Consider the following 14,479-nt stretch of genomic DNA (forward strand, 5'->3'; position numbering starts at 1 on the left):
ATGTTAAGGAATCAGATGTAGGAAGTCCGAATGCCGAAATTAGACTACAACTTATAAATTAAAAGAGGGAGTTATTCAGAATAGGGATAATCTTTGATTAAATGGGGAGGTTTCTGTTTATGGATAATATGGCAGAAGTACTCGGCAAAAAATACAATATTGTGATATACTATAAACAGAAAAAATGGATTCGTTTTCATTTAGATATAGAGGTGACAGTTAATGAAGAAAAAACAACTTGCAATTATAGCTGTATTAATTACCTTAGTTTCAGGAGGGGGATACTGTATGACAAAATGGATTGAACATCAAAACTCGCCGTATAATGTTAGTGATGTTTTAGACGATAAAGGAGTAAAACTTTACAAACGCGGATTTCGTTTGTTGGAAGAACAACTAGCAACTTATATCAAAGAACACTATTCAGGAGTTAGTAAAATTGAGTTTTCACCAATTTTTGTGCAAGGTGGGGATGGGCAGACTATGTTCGATGCTAATATCGTTCCCGTAATTTATGACAATCATGGGAATAAGGCTTATTTAGGGCGAAAAGTTGGTAAGCATGGATATGCAAGCTACGGTCTTTTAGGAGATCTACGGTTAGATTTTAATGGTTTTGATGAGGAAGTGATTGAAATTGATGTAGATGGTAAATTTCTTGATATAACGAATTACAAAAGTTTGCCTCCAAAAGCTAAATTAACAATCAACCCCGCAATGGATGAAAATATTGAAGCACTTGTTAAAGATGGACAACTAAAAGATGTGGTTAAAAGTGAAAAAGGCAGCCTAGAAGCAGAAGTTGCCTATAATACAGAAATTAGGAAAGGAAATGAGTGGGAATGGCGTTGAATGATGAACAGGTACAGCAATTGCAAACAAGAGTTCTAAAAATAATTAAAGACCATGATGTTGGTGAAGATTTTTCGTTAAAAAGGGGAGGACAAAAATATGTCTTAATCAACGAAATCAATGAAACCACCCAAGCTATTGCTGTTGCGCCTCTTGATAAGGAAGGGAATCCAGATTTCAGTCAAACTACTATTGTTGTTGCTGGTACTCAATCACCTAATAACGAAATTAATAACCATGTTACAGAATCAGTATTCAATGCGGTAATGGCAAGAAATCAATTAACAGAACAGACAAAGGACGTTCGAGAATTTTATAATCAATCATTAGCTAGTGCTAAAAAAATGGCTGGCAAAGGACAAGAAGTTGATATCAGTAATATGTCGGGATTCAGTCAAGCGGGACCAGCAGTTGCTAAAGTAGCTGCGGAAATGAAAGTCCAAAAGATTACAAATTTCATGGACTGGGGTGCGTGGAATTCGTTGACAAAAAATACAGCCGACTATAGAGGTATTAGTGATGAAGAATTAGCATATATTAATAAACACTTACATTCATACAGTGATCAAGGGAAGGATTTAACAAGTTGGGATGGCCATGGTGGGATCATTACGTATGGAAAAGTATTTACCGTAGAGGGAAAACATCATAATGCTGGGTTGCCAAAGATTAAAGGTAATAGCCCAGATCTTGAATGGTATGAAAAAAATGGTCTCTTTTGCTCAGGTATGACCGAAAAGCAAGTCAGAAAGATTGCAAAACATAAAGCAAAAATGTACGAAATAAATCCAGTAACCGCAAATTTTGGATTAGACTATGCTAAAAAAGATCCTGAACATTATGTTCTTGAGTATCTAAAAGAATATGGAGGCTTCGCTCCTGAGCCTTCTAAGCAGGATTTAATCTCCATAAATAGGAGATACATTGATGAATTGCATGCTTCTTTAAGAATTAGTTCTGGCGACAAAAAAATTAGTTTAAGAGAGGAACTCGTTCGCACAAGTGCTCAAACTGCTCTGCTTCAAGCTGAGGTCTATGAGCAAGAGATTAAAGATAAGTTAGCAAGTTCAAAATCAAAAGTAGAGGAACATATATCTGAATTAAGTAATGCAGCTCATACCCTTGCTCACAACCTTTCATCTGGTGAAGTAGAAGATCTTTTGTCTGAACTGACCTTATCCAAAGCTTGGAATGGGGAGACAGAAGCCTCTACTCTTGCCTCAGCAAGTGCATATACGACTAAAATGACGGAAATCGCTGGTAATTTAAACAAGGCCGCTGATAATATCGTAGCGATTGATCAAAAAGGCGCCCAGATTTTCACAAAAAAATAGGAGGAAGAGCATGATTGAACCAAATACAGAAGATCGAGCTGAAGCCGAACGGATAAAAAAAGAATATTTAAAGATTCAGGAACGCACAGCTATTCGTGGCTTGATTTCAGCTAAAAGAGCCATTCTTCTTGAAGAAAGTCAAGCTTTGCAGAGTTGGCTAGATAGTCAAGCTGAGACTATGAAAACTTTTGCCTCTACTCAAGTACCTGCGGACTTATCTGGGGCCTTCACAGGTGGAGCAGCAGATTCAGTCAAAGAGGTGCTAGGTGCTGTTCCAAAGCCTGAATTAGCCAGCCCTATCCTGTAGGAGGCCGTATGGATATTCAGAAAAGAATTAAGCGCCTTGATGACGAGCATATAGCTTTTCGAAAGAAAGTCAGCGAGTATGAATGGGATTATCAGGACATGAGACGAGAAGCTAAAAATGTTTCAGAGCAAATGAGCGAATGGATATTATCTTTTTGTCGCAATAGTCCTAATACCGTCCCCTCATATGAATTAAGCCAAATAGAGGAAAATAGAGAAATTTTTGAGAGAAAAATTCATCGTTATGAAGAACGGCTAAACAAAACTTATCACGAAGAAAATCGAATCTATAATAAAAAATTAGAGGAACTTGAGAAAGAAAAGAAGAACTCTTAACCTTTCTTCCATTTTCATAAACTACATGGACAGGTACTACATCTGTCTTTTTGTTTACATTTATTCTGCAACGAAATCTTCTAAATATGATACAATAATAACAGATTATAAGCGGACAAGGGCGGCAGAGTAATCTTGCCATGTTGTTCGCTAGATGAGGAGAAGCTGATGCAAGCAGTTAAACATTTTATTGAAACTTTTGTTCCTGAGCACTATGATCTCTTTTTGGATCTGAATCGTGCCGACAAGTCTTTTTCAGGCAAGGTGACCATTACTGGAGAAGCTAAGACGAGTAAGATTTCCCTACATCAAAAAGATTTGACAGTTGAAGCTGTAGAGGTGGCTGGCCAAGCTCGTCCTTTCACTCTTGATAAGGACAATGAAGCTCTTTATATCGAGCTGGAAGCGGCTGGGCCTGTATTGGTGACAATAACTTATACTGGTCAGATTACGGACAATATGACAGGGATTTACCCATCTTACTACACGGTAGATGGTGTAAAAAAAGAGATTATTTCTACGCAGTTTGAGAGCCATTTTGCCCGCGAAGCCTTTCCGAGTGTAGATGAGCCAGAAGCTAAGGCAACTTTTGATTTGGCTTTGAAATTTGACCAAGCAGAGGGTGAGTTGGCTCTGTCTAATATGCCAGAAATTGATGTTGAAAACCGCAAAGCGACTGGCGTTTGGAAGTTTGAAACGACTCCACGTATGTCTTCCTATCTCTTGGCTTTTGCTGCAGGTGATATGCAAGGAATTACTGCTAAAACCAAGAATGGAACTTTGGTAGGAGTTTATGCGACCAAGGCCCACCCAGAGAGCAATCTAGAGTTTGCTTTGGACATTGCGGTTCGCTGTATTGAATTTTACGAAGAATACTACGGAGTCAAGTATCCTATTCCTCAGTCACTTCACGTGGCCCTGCCAGATTTTTCTGCTGGGGCTATGGAAAACTGGGGCTTGGTGACCTATCGGGAAATTTATCTGCTGGTGGATGAAAATTCAACAGCTCTGAGCCGTCAGACAGTTGCCTTGGTTGTTGCGCACGAACTAGCTCACCAATGGTTTGGAAATCTAGTGACCATGAAGTGGTGGGATGACCTCTGGCTCAATGAAAGTTTTGCCAATATGATGGAGTATGTCTCAGTTGATGCGATTGAGCCTAGCTGGAAGATTTTTGAAGATTTCCAGACCAGTGGTGCTCCTTATGCCCTCAAGCGTGACGCGACAGATGGCGTCCAGTCGGTCCATGTAGAGGTCAAGCATCCTGATGAAATCAATACTCTTTTTGATGGAGCGATTGTCTATGCCAAGGGTAGTCGTCTTATGCACATGCTGCGCCGTTGGCTGGGAGATCATGCTTTCCGTAAGGGGCTAGGTGCCTATTTCGAGAAGCATCAGTATGGCAATACCATCGGTCGCGACCTCTGGGACGCTCTTTCTCAAGCTTCTGGTCGTGATGTAGCTTCCTTTATGGATGCTTGGCTGGAGCAGCCGGGTTATCCAGTTGTCACTGCTAAAGTCGAAAATGACTGCTTGATTTTGAGCCAGAAGCAGTTCTTCATTGGGGAGCACGAAGACAAAGGTCGCCTCTGGCCAGTACCGCTCAACAGTAACTGGCAAGGCCTTCCTGATACTCTGACGACAGAAAGACTGGAAATTCCTAATTATGCAGCCTTAGCAGCGCAAAATGAAGGAGCCCTGCGTCTCAATACAGAAAACACTGCTCACTATATTACAGATTATCAGGGTGAGTTGCTAGATGCTCTTCTGAATAATCTCAGCTCTTTGGACAATATCAGCAAACTACAAATCGTGCAGGAGCGTCGACTTCTGGCAGAGTCTGGTAAGATTTCCTATGCGGACCTGCTGCCAGTTATCAGCAAGTTGGCAAACGAAACTTCTTATATGGTAGTTTCGGCTGTTTCCCAAGTGCTGGAAGGATTGAATCGCTTTGTGGATGAGGGCAGTCAGACTGAAGAAGATTACAAAGCCCTGTTGAAAGTTCTCAGTCAAAGCAATTTCGACCGTCTTGGTTTTGAAAAACAGGCAGGCGAAAGCGATGAGGACGAGATGGTTCGTCAGCTAATTGTGGGTAATATGATTAAGGCTGACGATGAGACAGCTAAAGCTCAAGCAAGCCAGATTTTTGACAAGTATCGTGATAATTTGGAAAAACTTCCTGCCGCTATTCGTCTGCAGGTATTGGTCAACCAAATCAAGCATCATGAAAGCAAGGAGCTGACTAAGCTTTATCTGGACTTATATGTCGCTTCAAATGATGGAAGCTTCAAAAATGCTCTTTCTACAGCCCTTTCTTATACGAAGAACAAAGAAACCTTGGATGAACTTTTAGCGACTTGGAAGGATAAATTTACTGTGAAACCGCAGGATTTGTCAGCTTGGTATGCCCGTTTCCTCAGCCGTGATTTTACTCAAGAAGCAGTGTGGACTTGGGCGCGTGAGAATTGGGACTGGATTAAGGCAGCTCTAGGTGGCGATATGAGCTTTGATAGCTTTGTCATTAGCCCAGCAGTGGTCTTCAAGACAGAAGAGAGATTAACAGAGTACAAAGCCTTCTTTGAGCCACAGTTGGATGATATGGCGATTAGCCGAAACATCAGCATGGGAATCAAGGAAATCGCTGCTCGTGTTGAATTGGTGAAGCGTGAGAAAGAAGCAGTGGAAAAAGCTATTCGAGCTGCAATCTAATGGATTTGATTATAATGACTAGAAAGTCTGAGATATTATCTATCTCAGGCTTTTTCTTTATCATTTTGAGTATTTAAACATTGCTTATTTGCTTTTGCTCTGATAAAATAGAACAATATGGACAATAAACAGGTAACTGTTTAAAGGAGAAATGGAGATTATAATGGAAAAGAAAATAGTCTATGGCTTCCGCAAGAGCCGCCTTTCTAAGGGCTTGTGCGGAGCTGTTTTGGGTGCGGCTTTGTTGCTAGCTGCTGGGTCGGTTCAGGCTGAGGAAAAGGCAGCTGAAGCAGCAGATCAGTCTGCCCTTTCTGAAGCTGCACTTTCGCCAACCGAAGCGTCCCAGCCAACTGCTGCCCCTGCTCAGTCGGAGCCAGTAAGTCAAGACAAGCTTCCCTTGGAGGTTTCCCATGCGGATCTGGACCAAGCTTTAGCAGAGGCCGAGAAAACAGGAGTTCAGCTAAAGCAGGAGCCGACTGTTGATTTAGGAACAGCTAGAAATCCAGAAGAAGCTGCGAGTAAACGGGAGACAGCGCTAGCAGATTATGCGACCCAAGTCAAGGAAATACGTGAAACCACAGCAGCTTATCAAGAGCAACTGAAGACTTATGAGAAAGAACTCAGCCAGAAAGAGTCTGCCAATCAAGCCTTGAAAGACCAATATGACAATGCTCTGGCTTCCTATGAACAAGAGTCCAACCGTATTCAAGCTGAAAATGCTCAGCTAAAGGCAGACTATGAGCAGAAACGGACGGCTTATCAAGCAGAATTAAACCGTATAGTAAAAATCAATCAAGAGAAAGAAGCCTCCTATCAAGCAGCTTTAGCAGCCTATCAAGAGGAGCGTTCACAAATTTTACAAGAAAATGCTCAAGCGAAAGCAGACTACCAAACTGCTATGGAGAGTTATGCTACAGAGCTGAAAGCTACTCAGGAGAAGAATGCTCAAGCAAAGCGTCGCTATGAAGAAAAGCTTGCTCATGTCTCAGCTCACAACAAAGCAGCCCAAGCTGAAAATGCAGCCATAGCAGAACGAAATCAGGCAGCTGAAAAGGCCTATCAGGAAGCAGTCAAGCAGTATGAAGCTGAAGTATCCAGACTAACTCAGGTTAAGGCAGAAAAAGAAGCTGTTTATCAAGCTGCCTTGGCTGACTATGAGAAAGAATTGGCTCGGGTTCAGAAAGAAAATGCTGAGCTAGAGCAGCAGTATCAGTCAGAATTGACGGCTTACCAGCAGGAAGTAGAACGTATTCAAACAGCCAATCAAGCAGCAAAACAATCTTATGAGACAGCCTTGGCTAAAATCCAAGAGCAGAATAAAGAGATTGAGACCCAAAATCTAGCTGTTCAGAAGAAAAATGCAGCCTTAAAGGAGCAGTATCAGGCTGATTTAGCTGCTTATCAAGAGCGATTGGCTGAGATTCGACAAAAAAATCAAGCGGCAGAGAAAGACTATGAGAGCAAATTAGCAGATTATCAAAAGAATCGCTCTCAAATCGAGGCGGCCAATGATGCCAAAGCGAGAGATTATCAAGCGGCTTTGACTGCTTATCAAGCTGAACTTGAGCGTGTTCAATCTGAAAATAAGAAGCGGCAAACTGCCTATGAGACAGAAAAAGCAGGAGTAACAGCCCGTAATGCTGCCATTGAAGCTGAAAACGCCCAAATTCGTCAGCAAAATCAGGAAAAACAAGAGCTTTATAAAAGGCAATTAGCCCAATATGAGCAGGATGTGGCTCGAATCACCGAAAGCAACCAGAAAAGTCGAGAAGCATATGAGAAAGCCTTGCTTACCTACCAAGAAGAAACTGCTCGGATTGAGACGGAAAACAAGAATAAACTAGCTGCTTATCAGGCTGACTTAGCGACCTACCAAGCAGATCTTGCAAAGATTGAAGCAGAAAATCAAAGACTAAAAGAAGACTATGAGGCAAACCTTGCGGCTATTTCAGCGCAGAACGCTGTGATTGAGCAGGAAAATGCAAGCATTAAGGGAAAAAATGCCCGCTTGAAAGCTGACTTTGATAAGCTCTTGGAAGAATATAAGAAGGCAAAAGCTGCCTATGATACAGCCAAAACTAAGTATGATGCAGCTCTTGTAACTTTTGAGAGAGAGTTGCAAGAAGCTGAAGCTAAGAAAAATGAAGAAGGTTATCTCAGTAAGGTTGAAAGCCAGCCTTTTGTTTTCAAATCTGAGCCCCAGGCTGTCTTGACGCTTGATCCCTCTATTAGAACCTATACCAATGATGAGCTGACTGATGAGGTTCGTTCTTGGGGAATGGATCAACAAGGAATAACTGCTTTGACCAGTGTTTTAAAAGGGAAAGAACATCAGACTAAAGTCATTTTACAAAAAGATGTGCCTCTGGTAGCTACTTATACTAATATCAAAAATTCCAGTATTCAGGGCAAGAAAATCGCTAAAGTTGTCTACACTTATACTCTGAAAGAATCAACGAAGAGTCAGGATAAGCTGCCAGTTTTCTTAGTTAAGGATCCGACCTTGACTGTCTGGACCTTGGATTTTCATGGCCATTCTCGGGTCAATGTTCAAGCTGAGTTTTTCGATGAGGCAGGAGAAAAGCTTGATATGACAGGCTCGCTAGTCAGCTTCTCATCTTTAAATACGAACAAAGCTGCGATTGAGTACATTAAGAATTTTAATGGTGAATATGTTCCTATCACAGGATCTGCTATTAACATTCACCCAGATACCAGTGTTCATGCCGATATTTCTATTAACCATGAGAAGGAAGGCTCTCGCTTTGAGTATAACAAGTGGGACTCGCCGAACAGTCCTTATAACTGGTATGGCGCTATTGTTGGTAAGGCGAAAGGCTATATCATTTCCTTTGACATTGGTTCACGAAATCGGGGTTCTGCTTGGTTTGTATTTAACTCTGATATTAAAGCCAAAGGTGTTCCAATGAAGCCTGTTGCTCCGACAGAAGTTGCTCAACCTCAGGAACCGGCTTATGAGGAAGTCAAGGCCTTGCAGCCTCTTCCGAGTCAGCCAGTCTATCAACCTTTGCCAGAAGAGCCAGATCAGCCGACCTATCAAGAAGTTCCTAAACAGCCGACAGAAACTCAACCTCTTCCCCTTCCCAATCGGCCTGAGGAGCCAGTAGTTTTACCGGAAAGAGATTTGGAACTTCTGCCGCAAGAGCCAACTTATCTGCCTGAGCCGCTTCAACCTCAAAAGCCAGTTTATCAGGAAGTGCCAGAAGAACCTAGCTCCCCTTCTCTATTGACAGAGCCGACTGCAGTTGAAGAGCCGACCTATGAGAAGGAGCAGCCCTTGCTGAGTCTTCCCCAAGCTCCGGTTGAAGAAGCGCTGCCACAGGAACCACAGCTCACATCTTATTTGAAGGAACCAGAGAAACCTCAAAAAGATCCTGAAGTAAACACGGGTGAGACTCCGAAACCGCCTGTTTATGAAGAAAAAATTGCTTTAGAGGACCTGCCTCAGGAGCCAAGCTATCTGCAGGAACCTCAGCTCCCTCAAGAACCAGTTCTTCAGCCTGAGCCTCAGTCACCTGTCAGAGAAAGTGACTTGCCTTTGATGGAGGAGCCAGATCAGCCGACCTATCAAGAGCTTCCTCAAAAGCCGGCTGAGCCTAGCTATCAAGCTTTGCCAAGCCGTCCTCAAGCGCCGACTCAAACTTATCACTATAACCAGCTCTTTATCCAGTTAAAAGTCAGAGAAGAGTTGGAGGATGAGTCCAAGAAGAATATTCATCAACAAGAGGTTAGCCAGGGAAGTTTTGCTGTCCTTAATCTGGTAACGGATGCTTTGCCTGCTTATCGCTTGCCAATTCACTCTTTCGTATTGGAAGATCGTCTGCCGGAAGGTTTTGAATTGGATCTAGAAGCGACTAGAGCGAAAAGTCCTGGTTATGAAGTTTCTTATGACCCGAGCACCAGAGTCTTGATTTTTGTTGCTGCACCAGGTCTGCTTGAACGCTACAATGCTGACTTGAATACTGCGACCGAGACCCTAGCTCCAGCAGCAGTCGGTCGACTCTTGTATCCAGGCAGAACCTATACCAATCATTTCAGCTTGCTGATTAATAATCAATACCGGATAGAATCCAATCAGGTTAGTGTTTCGACACCTCCTGCAGAGATTACTGTTCAAACAGCGCAAAAATTTGAGCCTCTTTCAAATCAGGATTGGCAGCATCAAAGATCTGCAAGTAAGCAACCAAGCAACATGCAGCTATCCGTCAGCTACCAAACCAGTCAAGGTCAATTGCCTAAAACTGGTAGCAATGCGAGCTCTCTTCTCACCTATCTTGGCTTTGCGGCCTTGCTAGCTTCAGCTGGTTTCCGCTTTTCTAAGAAAAAGTCATAAAAAGATAAACAGCTCCTGCATCCAGAGCTTTTGAACATGATAAATTTAGACTGAGACAATTTTGTCCCAGTCTTTTTTGCTGCGGATTTTTGGGGCAAATGTTTGATAGATGTATCAAGTGTTTTAGATAGGCAAGTATTTTAAGATGAACGTAAATCGTGTTATAATAGCCATGTCAAAGAATTTTTACCTACAATAATCACTAATGTTAAAGAATTTCATCTAGCCAAACAAATAAAAAATAAGTATGATGAGGAGGAAAAGATAATGTTAGGAAAACAATTGAAGTTTATACGGGAGCAAAGAGGCTATAGCCAAGCTCAGATTGCAGAATCATTAGGAACGACTCGGCAGACCATCTCGAACTGGGAAAATGATAAGACGATTCTAGATAGTGCAAGTCTTATTCGTCTAGCCGATTTTTACCAGATTTCATTAGACGAGTTATGCGGTCGAAAAGCTTTATCTATCTCCAAAGATTCGAGCATAAAATCAATGATTTTGACAAATGCCTGTACACTTTGGACTTGCTTTGTTTCATCTCTCGGATAGTTCTATTGATTTTCCTGCTAACTTTTTAGTTATTTAGAATATTAGGAGGAAAACAATGTTTTACTATTTTTATTTATCTCTCGCAATTCTATTTGAAATTGCCGCCACAAGTCTTTTAAAACTATCTCAAGGTTTTTCGAAACTATTTTTCGGTTGCCTTGCTTTGATGTTTTATGGCTTGTGCTTTTTCTTTTTATCTCTATCTTTAAAGGGCATTCAGTTAAATCTAGCTTACGCTATTTGGTCTGGAATAGGTCTAGTAGGGACAACGATATTATCTATTCTGCTTTGGCACGAAAAAGTAACAGCTGTAAGCCTTTTAGGGATAAGTCTAGTTATTGTCGGACTTGTTTTATTGAATTTATCACAAAAGACTCACTAGAGAATGGAGAATGATATGTTTGATAATTATTTTAAAAATAAAAAGGTTGTAATTATTGGTGCAAGTGGCAGTTTGGGAAGAGTCTATACACGAGCTTTTCATCAAGCAGGTGCTAGGTTATTTCTCTTAGGAAGAGATATAGAGAAGTTAAAGATATTTGTGCAAGAATTTTCGTCTTTTATTCCAATAAGCTCAGTTGATATTACAAGTGAAGAGTCTCTAAAAAATGTAGTATCAGAGATACACGAGTGGTCGGAATGTATAGATATTGTTATCAATGCAACTGGTTTTGATGTAAGAAAGTCTTTGTCAGCGCATTACCTTGAGGACATAGAGCAGACACTATTGATCAATTTATCTGGCGCCATTCTGATTAGCAAGATTTTTCTGCCCTTATTAGCAAATGAAAAAGGTGCTACAATTGTTCATTCTGGCGGTTTTGCAGATGGGCGGCTCGCTTTCCCTTACTATAGCGTAGATGTGGCTAGTCGCGCAGGGATTTTTTCTTTTATTGAATCAATGAATCGCGAATTAAAGCAGGAGCAGAAAAAGGTGTATTTAACCTATTTTTGTCCCAATGCTGCGGATACACCCTCAGAAAAGCCTTACCATCCTGTTTGGAAGGAAATGGGGATTAAGATTTCAACTACAGATGAAGTTTGCCTAGCTTTGCTAAAAGGTATTAAGTCTCATCAAAGAGTCATCCTGATGGGGCGAGGAGCATCTTTGTTTGCTAAACTCAATCTTCTGTCTTCAAGATTAGCTGATTTTCTTTTATTAGATAAATATAGCCATATATTGAAAAAACACTTTTCATAAACCATTTTCCCTATCTTTCAGCCTTTTTTAAGAAAAAATTCAGTCCTGTTTAAGTAAAAATTTATATGATAATGCTATTCAAGTGAAAGGATGTGTATGGGATGACTTGTAAGCTGCATTAGCTTCTTGTTTGATAGAAACAGATAGAAAAATTTACAAAAGAAAGAAGGAACATATTAAATGGATATGGAAAAAATGATTGTTGTAGAAAAAAGCACTAAATGGTGGCTGACGGTTGCGACGGGTGGTGCTCTAGCAGTCGGACTTCTGAGTGGCTATGGTCTTGCGACAGCTATTCACGGTACAAACAATCAGCAATCAGCTATTCAACAGCCAGCTGCTATGCCTGGAGCACCGGAGCAGGGTCAGAATGGCCAGGATGCAGGAAATGGAATGCCACCACAGCCAGGTCAGAATGGTCAAAATGGTGGACCAGGTAATGGAATGCCGCCGCAGGATGGTGGACCAGGACAGAACGGTCAAGACCAAGGCATGCCGTCTCAAGACGGCCAGCAGTCTGACAATGACAAGAGCAAGAATTCTTCTGCTCAACAAAATGACAACGGGAAGAAAAACAAGAAAAAGTCTTCAACGAACACAAGTGAACAATCGGACAAGAACAATAATAAGTCGACAAAAGAAAATAAAACGTCGCAGTCGTAGGAAAAAACTTACTGATTTTGAACCCAAGTCATGATATAATAAGAATAGCAAATAAAACAAAAACCAAAAGACATAATCTTGGTAAGTTTTATTGGAGGAAAGAAAGATGATTAAAATTCTATTGGTAGAAGATGACCTTGGACTGTCAAACTCAGTTTTTGATTTTTTGGATGATTTTGCAGATGTAATGCAGGTTTTTGATGGTGAAGAAGGTCTATATGAAGCAGAGAGCGGTGTTTATGACCTTATCTTGCTGGATCTCATGCTTCCTGAAAAGGATGGTTTTCAAGTGCTGAAAGATCTTCGGGCAAAAGGAGTCACAACCCCTGTTCTCATCATGACAGCTAAGGAAAGCTTGGATGACAAAGGACATGGCTTTGAGCTCGGCGCTGATGACTATCTGACCAAACCTTTCTATTTGGAAGAACTGAAAATGCGGATCCAAGCGCTCTTGAAACGTGCTGGTAAATTCAACGAGAATACTCTTTCTTATGGTGATGTGACTGTCAATTTATCTACAAATTCAACCACGAAGGCTGGTAAAGACGTAGAGTTGCTTGGTAAAGAGTTCGACCTCTTGGTTTATTTCCTGCAAAATCAAAATGTAATCTTGCCTAAGACTCAAATTTTTGACCGTCTGTGGGGCTTTGACAGTGATACCACTGTTTCCGTTGTTGAAGTGTACGTTTCCAAGATTCGTAAAAAACTGAAAGGAACGGCATTTGCGAAAAACCTACATACTCTTCGTAGTGTCGGCTACATTTTAAAAGATGCTGAATAAAATCAAGAAGACCTTTTATGCGGATGATTTCTCTTATTTCATTCGCTATTTTGGGCTGTTTACATTAATCTTCTCAGCCATGACCTTGATTATTATTCAGGTTATGCGCTCCAGCCTTTATACGTCTGTTGATGAAAATCTTAAAAACCTGAGTAATGATCCTAGTTCGGTAGCAGATTTGGCCTATCGGACGACAGGTCAGCAGTCTGATCCGAGCAATAAGGTCAACACTAAAAGTCCTAAAAGCAGTAAAGAACCAGATGGCGATCCAAACGAAGAGCCTAAGCCTGACAATCTGACGACGCCAAATTTCAGTTCTAATACTTTCGCCCTGCTTTTGGATGATAATTATAAAAATATTTCCACCAGCAAGAGCGATGGCTTTCTGGACTTTAATTCTTTGGACTTTAACAAGTCCTATCTGAATCAGATTAAGGAAATTGTGATTGGCAATAGCTTTGGCCAGACAGAAAGCTACCGGGCTTATCTCTTTGATATTGACCCTAATAATGAATATCCAGATATCAAGTATGCTGTGGTCATGACTAGCATCAGTCAGCTGGAGCAGACTAGCGGTAAGCATGAGCAACTGATTGCCATGGTTATGGTCAGCTTTTGGGGGATTTCCTTGATTGCCAGTATTTATCTGGCTCGGATGAGTGTCAAGCCCTTGCTGGAAAGTATCCAGAAGCAGAAGGCTTTCGTGGAAAATGCCAGTCACGAGCTGCGGACACCATTGGCTGTTTTGCAGAGCCGCTTAGAGACGCTCTTTCGTAAGCCTGAAGCTACAATTATGCAGAGCAGTGAAAATATCGCTTCTAGCTTGGATGAAGTGCGCAATATGCGCTTGCTGACGACCAATTTGCTAAATCTGGCTCGTCGCGATGATGGTATTAAGCCCCAATATGGTGAGGTAGAACCGGAGTTCTTTGATACGACCTTTGCTAATTACTGCATTATCGCAAGGGAAAATAAAAAAGCTTTTCATTCAGAAAATATGATCAAGAACCCCATTGTGACAGATCAAATTTTCCTCAAGCAGCTGATGACTATCCTATTTGACAATGCTATCAAGTACACAGATGATGACGGCGAAATCAGTGTTATGGCTGCTTCAACCGATCGTTACCTCATCTTTCGGGTAGCAGATAATGGACCTGGTATCAGCAACGAAGATAAGAAGAAGATTTTTGATCGCTTTTATCGGGTGGATAAGGCTCGGACCCGTCAGAAAGGTGGCTTTGGTCTGGGACTTTCTCTGGCCAAGCAGATTGTCGATGCTTTCAAGGGCACCATTTATGTCAAGGACAACAAACCAAAAGGTACGGTCTTTGAAGTTAAACTGCTATTGAAAGAAACGAAAAAGCGTTCTGTAAAATAGCGGGAGAGGC

The 14,479-nt window shown here is 41.3% G+C and carries 12 protein-coding genes; all 12 read left to right on the plus strand.

The window, feature by feature from the left end; all coding sequences use genetic code 11:
- The first annotated feature begins 222 nt into the window (after nt 1-222).
- The 12 genes from K1J09_RS09320 (at nt 223) to K1J09_RS09375 (ending at nt 14,469) form a co-directional block, all read left to right on the plus strand.
- Complete coding sequence (locus K1J09_RS09320; protein ID WP_032909734.1) at nt 223-852, plus strand: hypothetical protein; 630 nt, start codon at nt 223-225, stop codon at nt 850-852.
- Nucleotides 843-2,186 (plus strand): hypothetical protein, encoded by a 1,344-nt coding sequence (locus K1J09_RS09325; protein WP_223323820.1) that lies wholly within the window; start codon nt 843-845, stop codon nt 2,184-2,186. Before K1J09_RS09320 ends, K1J09_RS09325 begins: the two co-directional genes overlap by 10 nt.
- A 10-nt stretch (nt 2,187-2,196) precedes the next feature.
- Entirely contained in the window at nt 2,197-2,493 is a 297-nt protein-coding gene (locus tag K1J09_RS09330; protein ID WP_002900565.1) for a hypothetical protein, read from the plus strand.
- An 8-nt stretch (nt 2,494-2,501) separates the two neighbouring features.
- Complete coding sequence (locus tag K1J09_RS09335) at nt 2,502-2,828, plus strand: hypothetical protein (protein ID WP_002900564.1); 327 nt, start codon at nt 2,502-2,504, stop codon at nt 2,826-2,828.
- Between the two features lie 168 nt (nt 2,829-2,996).
- Nucleotides 2,997-5,537, plus strand: coding sequence for a M1 family metallopeptidase (locus tag K1J09_RS09340; RefSeq protein WP_223323819.1), 2,541 nt, complete (start codon nt 2,997-2,999; stop codon nt 5,535-5,537).
- Nucleotides 5,538-5,688: 151 nt separating this feature from the next.
- Entirely contained in the window at nt 5,689-9,891 is a 4,203-nt protein-coding gene (locus tag K1J09_RS09345) for a GbpC/Spa domain-containing protein (RefSeq protein ID WP_223323818.1), read from the plus strand.
- Between the two features lie 267 nt (nt 9,892-10,158).
- Nucleotides 10,159-10,443, plus strand: coding sequence for a helix-turn-helix domain-containing protein (locus K1J09_RS09350; protein ID WP_002900560.1), 285 nt, complete (start codon nt 10,159-10,161; stop codon nt 10,441-10,443).
- A 55-nt stretch (nt 10,444-10,498) separates the two neighbouring features.
- Nucleotides 10,499-10,825 (plus strand): DMT family transporter, encoded by a 327-nt coding sequence (locus K1J09_RS09355; protein WP_002904310.1) that lies wholly within the window; start codon nt 10,499-10,501, stop codon nt 10,823-10,825.
- Nucleotides 10,826-10,828: 3 nt separating this feature from the next.
- Nucleotides 10,829-11,644 (plus strand): SDR family NAD(P)-dependent oxidoreductase, encoded by an 816-nt coding sequence (locus K1J09_RS09360; protein ID WP_223323817.1) that lies wholly within the window; start codon nt 10,829-10,831, stop codon nt 11,642-11,644.
- A 180-nt stretch (nt 11,645-11,824) separates the two neighbouring features.
- Nucleotides 11,825-12,307, plus strand: coding sequence for a hypothetical protein (locus K1J09_RS09365; protein WP_223323816.1), 483 nt, complete (start codon nt 11,825-11,827; stop codon nt 12,305-12,307).
- Nucleotides 12,308-12,413: 106 nt separating this feature from the next.
- Nucleotides 12,414-13,088 (plus strand): response regulator transcription factor, encoded by a 675-nt coding sequence (locus tag K1J09_RS09370; RefSeq protein ID WP_002897753.1) that lies wholly within the window; start codon nt 12,414-12,416, stop codon nt 13,086-13,088.
- Complete coding sequence (locus K1J09_RS09375) at nt 13,078-14,469, plus strand: sensor histidine kinase (RefSeq protein WP_002915424.1); 1,392 nt, start codon at nt 13,078-13,080, stop codon at nt 14,467-14,469. Before K1J09_RS09370 ends, K1J09_RS09375 begins: the two co-directional genes overlap by 11 nt.
- Nucleotides 14,470-14,479: the final 10 nt, after the last annotated feature.

Source organism: Streptococcus sanguinis, from assembly GCF_019928825.1.
In the GTDB taxonomy this organism is placed as follows: Bacteria; Bacillota; Bacilli; order Lactobacillales; family Streptococcaceae; genus Streptococcus; species Streptococcus sanguinis_L.

Bases quoted from the DNA above. Each gene is read 5' to 3' on its own strand.
- K1J09_RS09320 (WP_032909734.1), top strand. From the start codon at position 223: ATGAAGAAAAAACAACTTGCAATTATAGCTGTATTAATTACCTTAGTT.
- K1J09_RS09325 (WP_223323820.1), top strand. From the start codon at position 843: ATGGCGTTGAATGATGAACAGGTACAGCAATTGCAAACAAGAGTTCTA.
- K1J09_RS09330 (WP_002900565.1), top strand. From the start codon at position 2,197: ATGATTGAACCAAATACAGAAGATCGAGCTGAAGCCGAACGGATAAAA.
- K1J09_RS09335 (WP_002900564.1), top strand. From the start codon at position 2,502: ATGGATATTCAGAAAAGAATTAAGCGCCTTGATGACGAGCATATAGCT.
- K1J09_RS09340 (WP_223323819.1), top strand. From the start codon at position 2,997: ATGCAAGCAGTTAAACATTTTATTGAAACTTTTGTTCCTGAGCACTAT.
- K1J09_RS09345 (WP_223323818.1), top strand. From the start codon at position 5,689: ATGGAGATTATAATGGAAAAGAAAATAGTCTATGGCTTCCGCAAGAGC.
- K1J09_RS09350 (WP_002900560.1), top strand. From the start codon at position 10,159: ATGTTAGGAAAACAATTGAAGTTTATACGGGAGCAAAGAGGCTATAGC.
- K1J09_RS09355 (WP_002904310.1), top strand. From the start codon at position 10,499: ATGTTTTACTATTTTTATTTATCTCTCGCAATTCTATTTGAAATTGCC.
- K1J09_RS09360 (WP_223323817.1), top strand. From the start codon at position 10,829: ATGGAGAATGATATGTTTGATAATTATTTTAAAAATAAAAAGGTTGTA.
- K1J09_RS09365 (WP_223323816.1), top strand. From the start codon at position 11,825: ATGGATATGGAAAAAATGATTGTTGTAGAAAAAAGCACTAAATGGTGG.
- K1J09_RS09370 (WP_002897753.1), top strand. From the start codon at position 12,414: ATGATTAAAATTCTATTGGTAGAAGATGACCTTGGACTGTCAAACTCA.
- K1J09_RS09375 (WP_002915424.1), top strand. From the start codon at position 13,078: ATGCTGAATAAAATCAAGAAGACCTTTTATGCGGATGATTTCTCTTAT.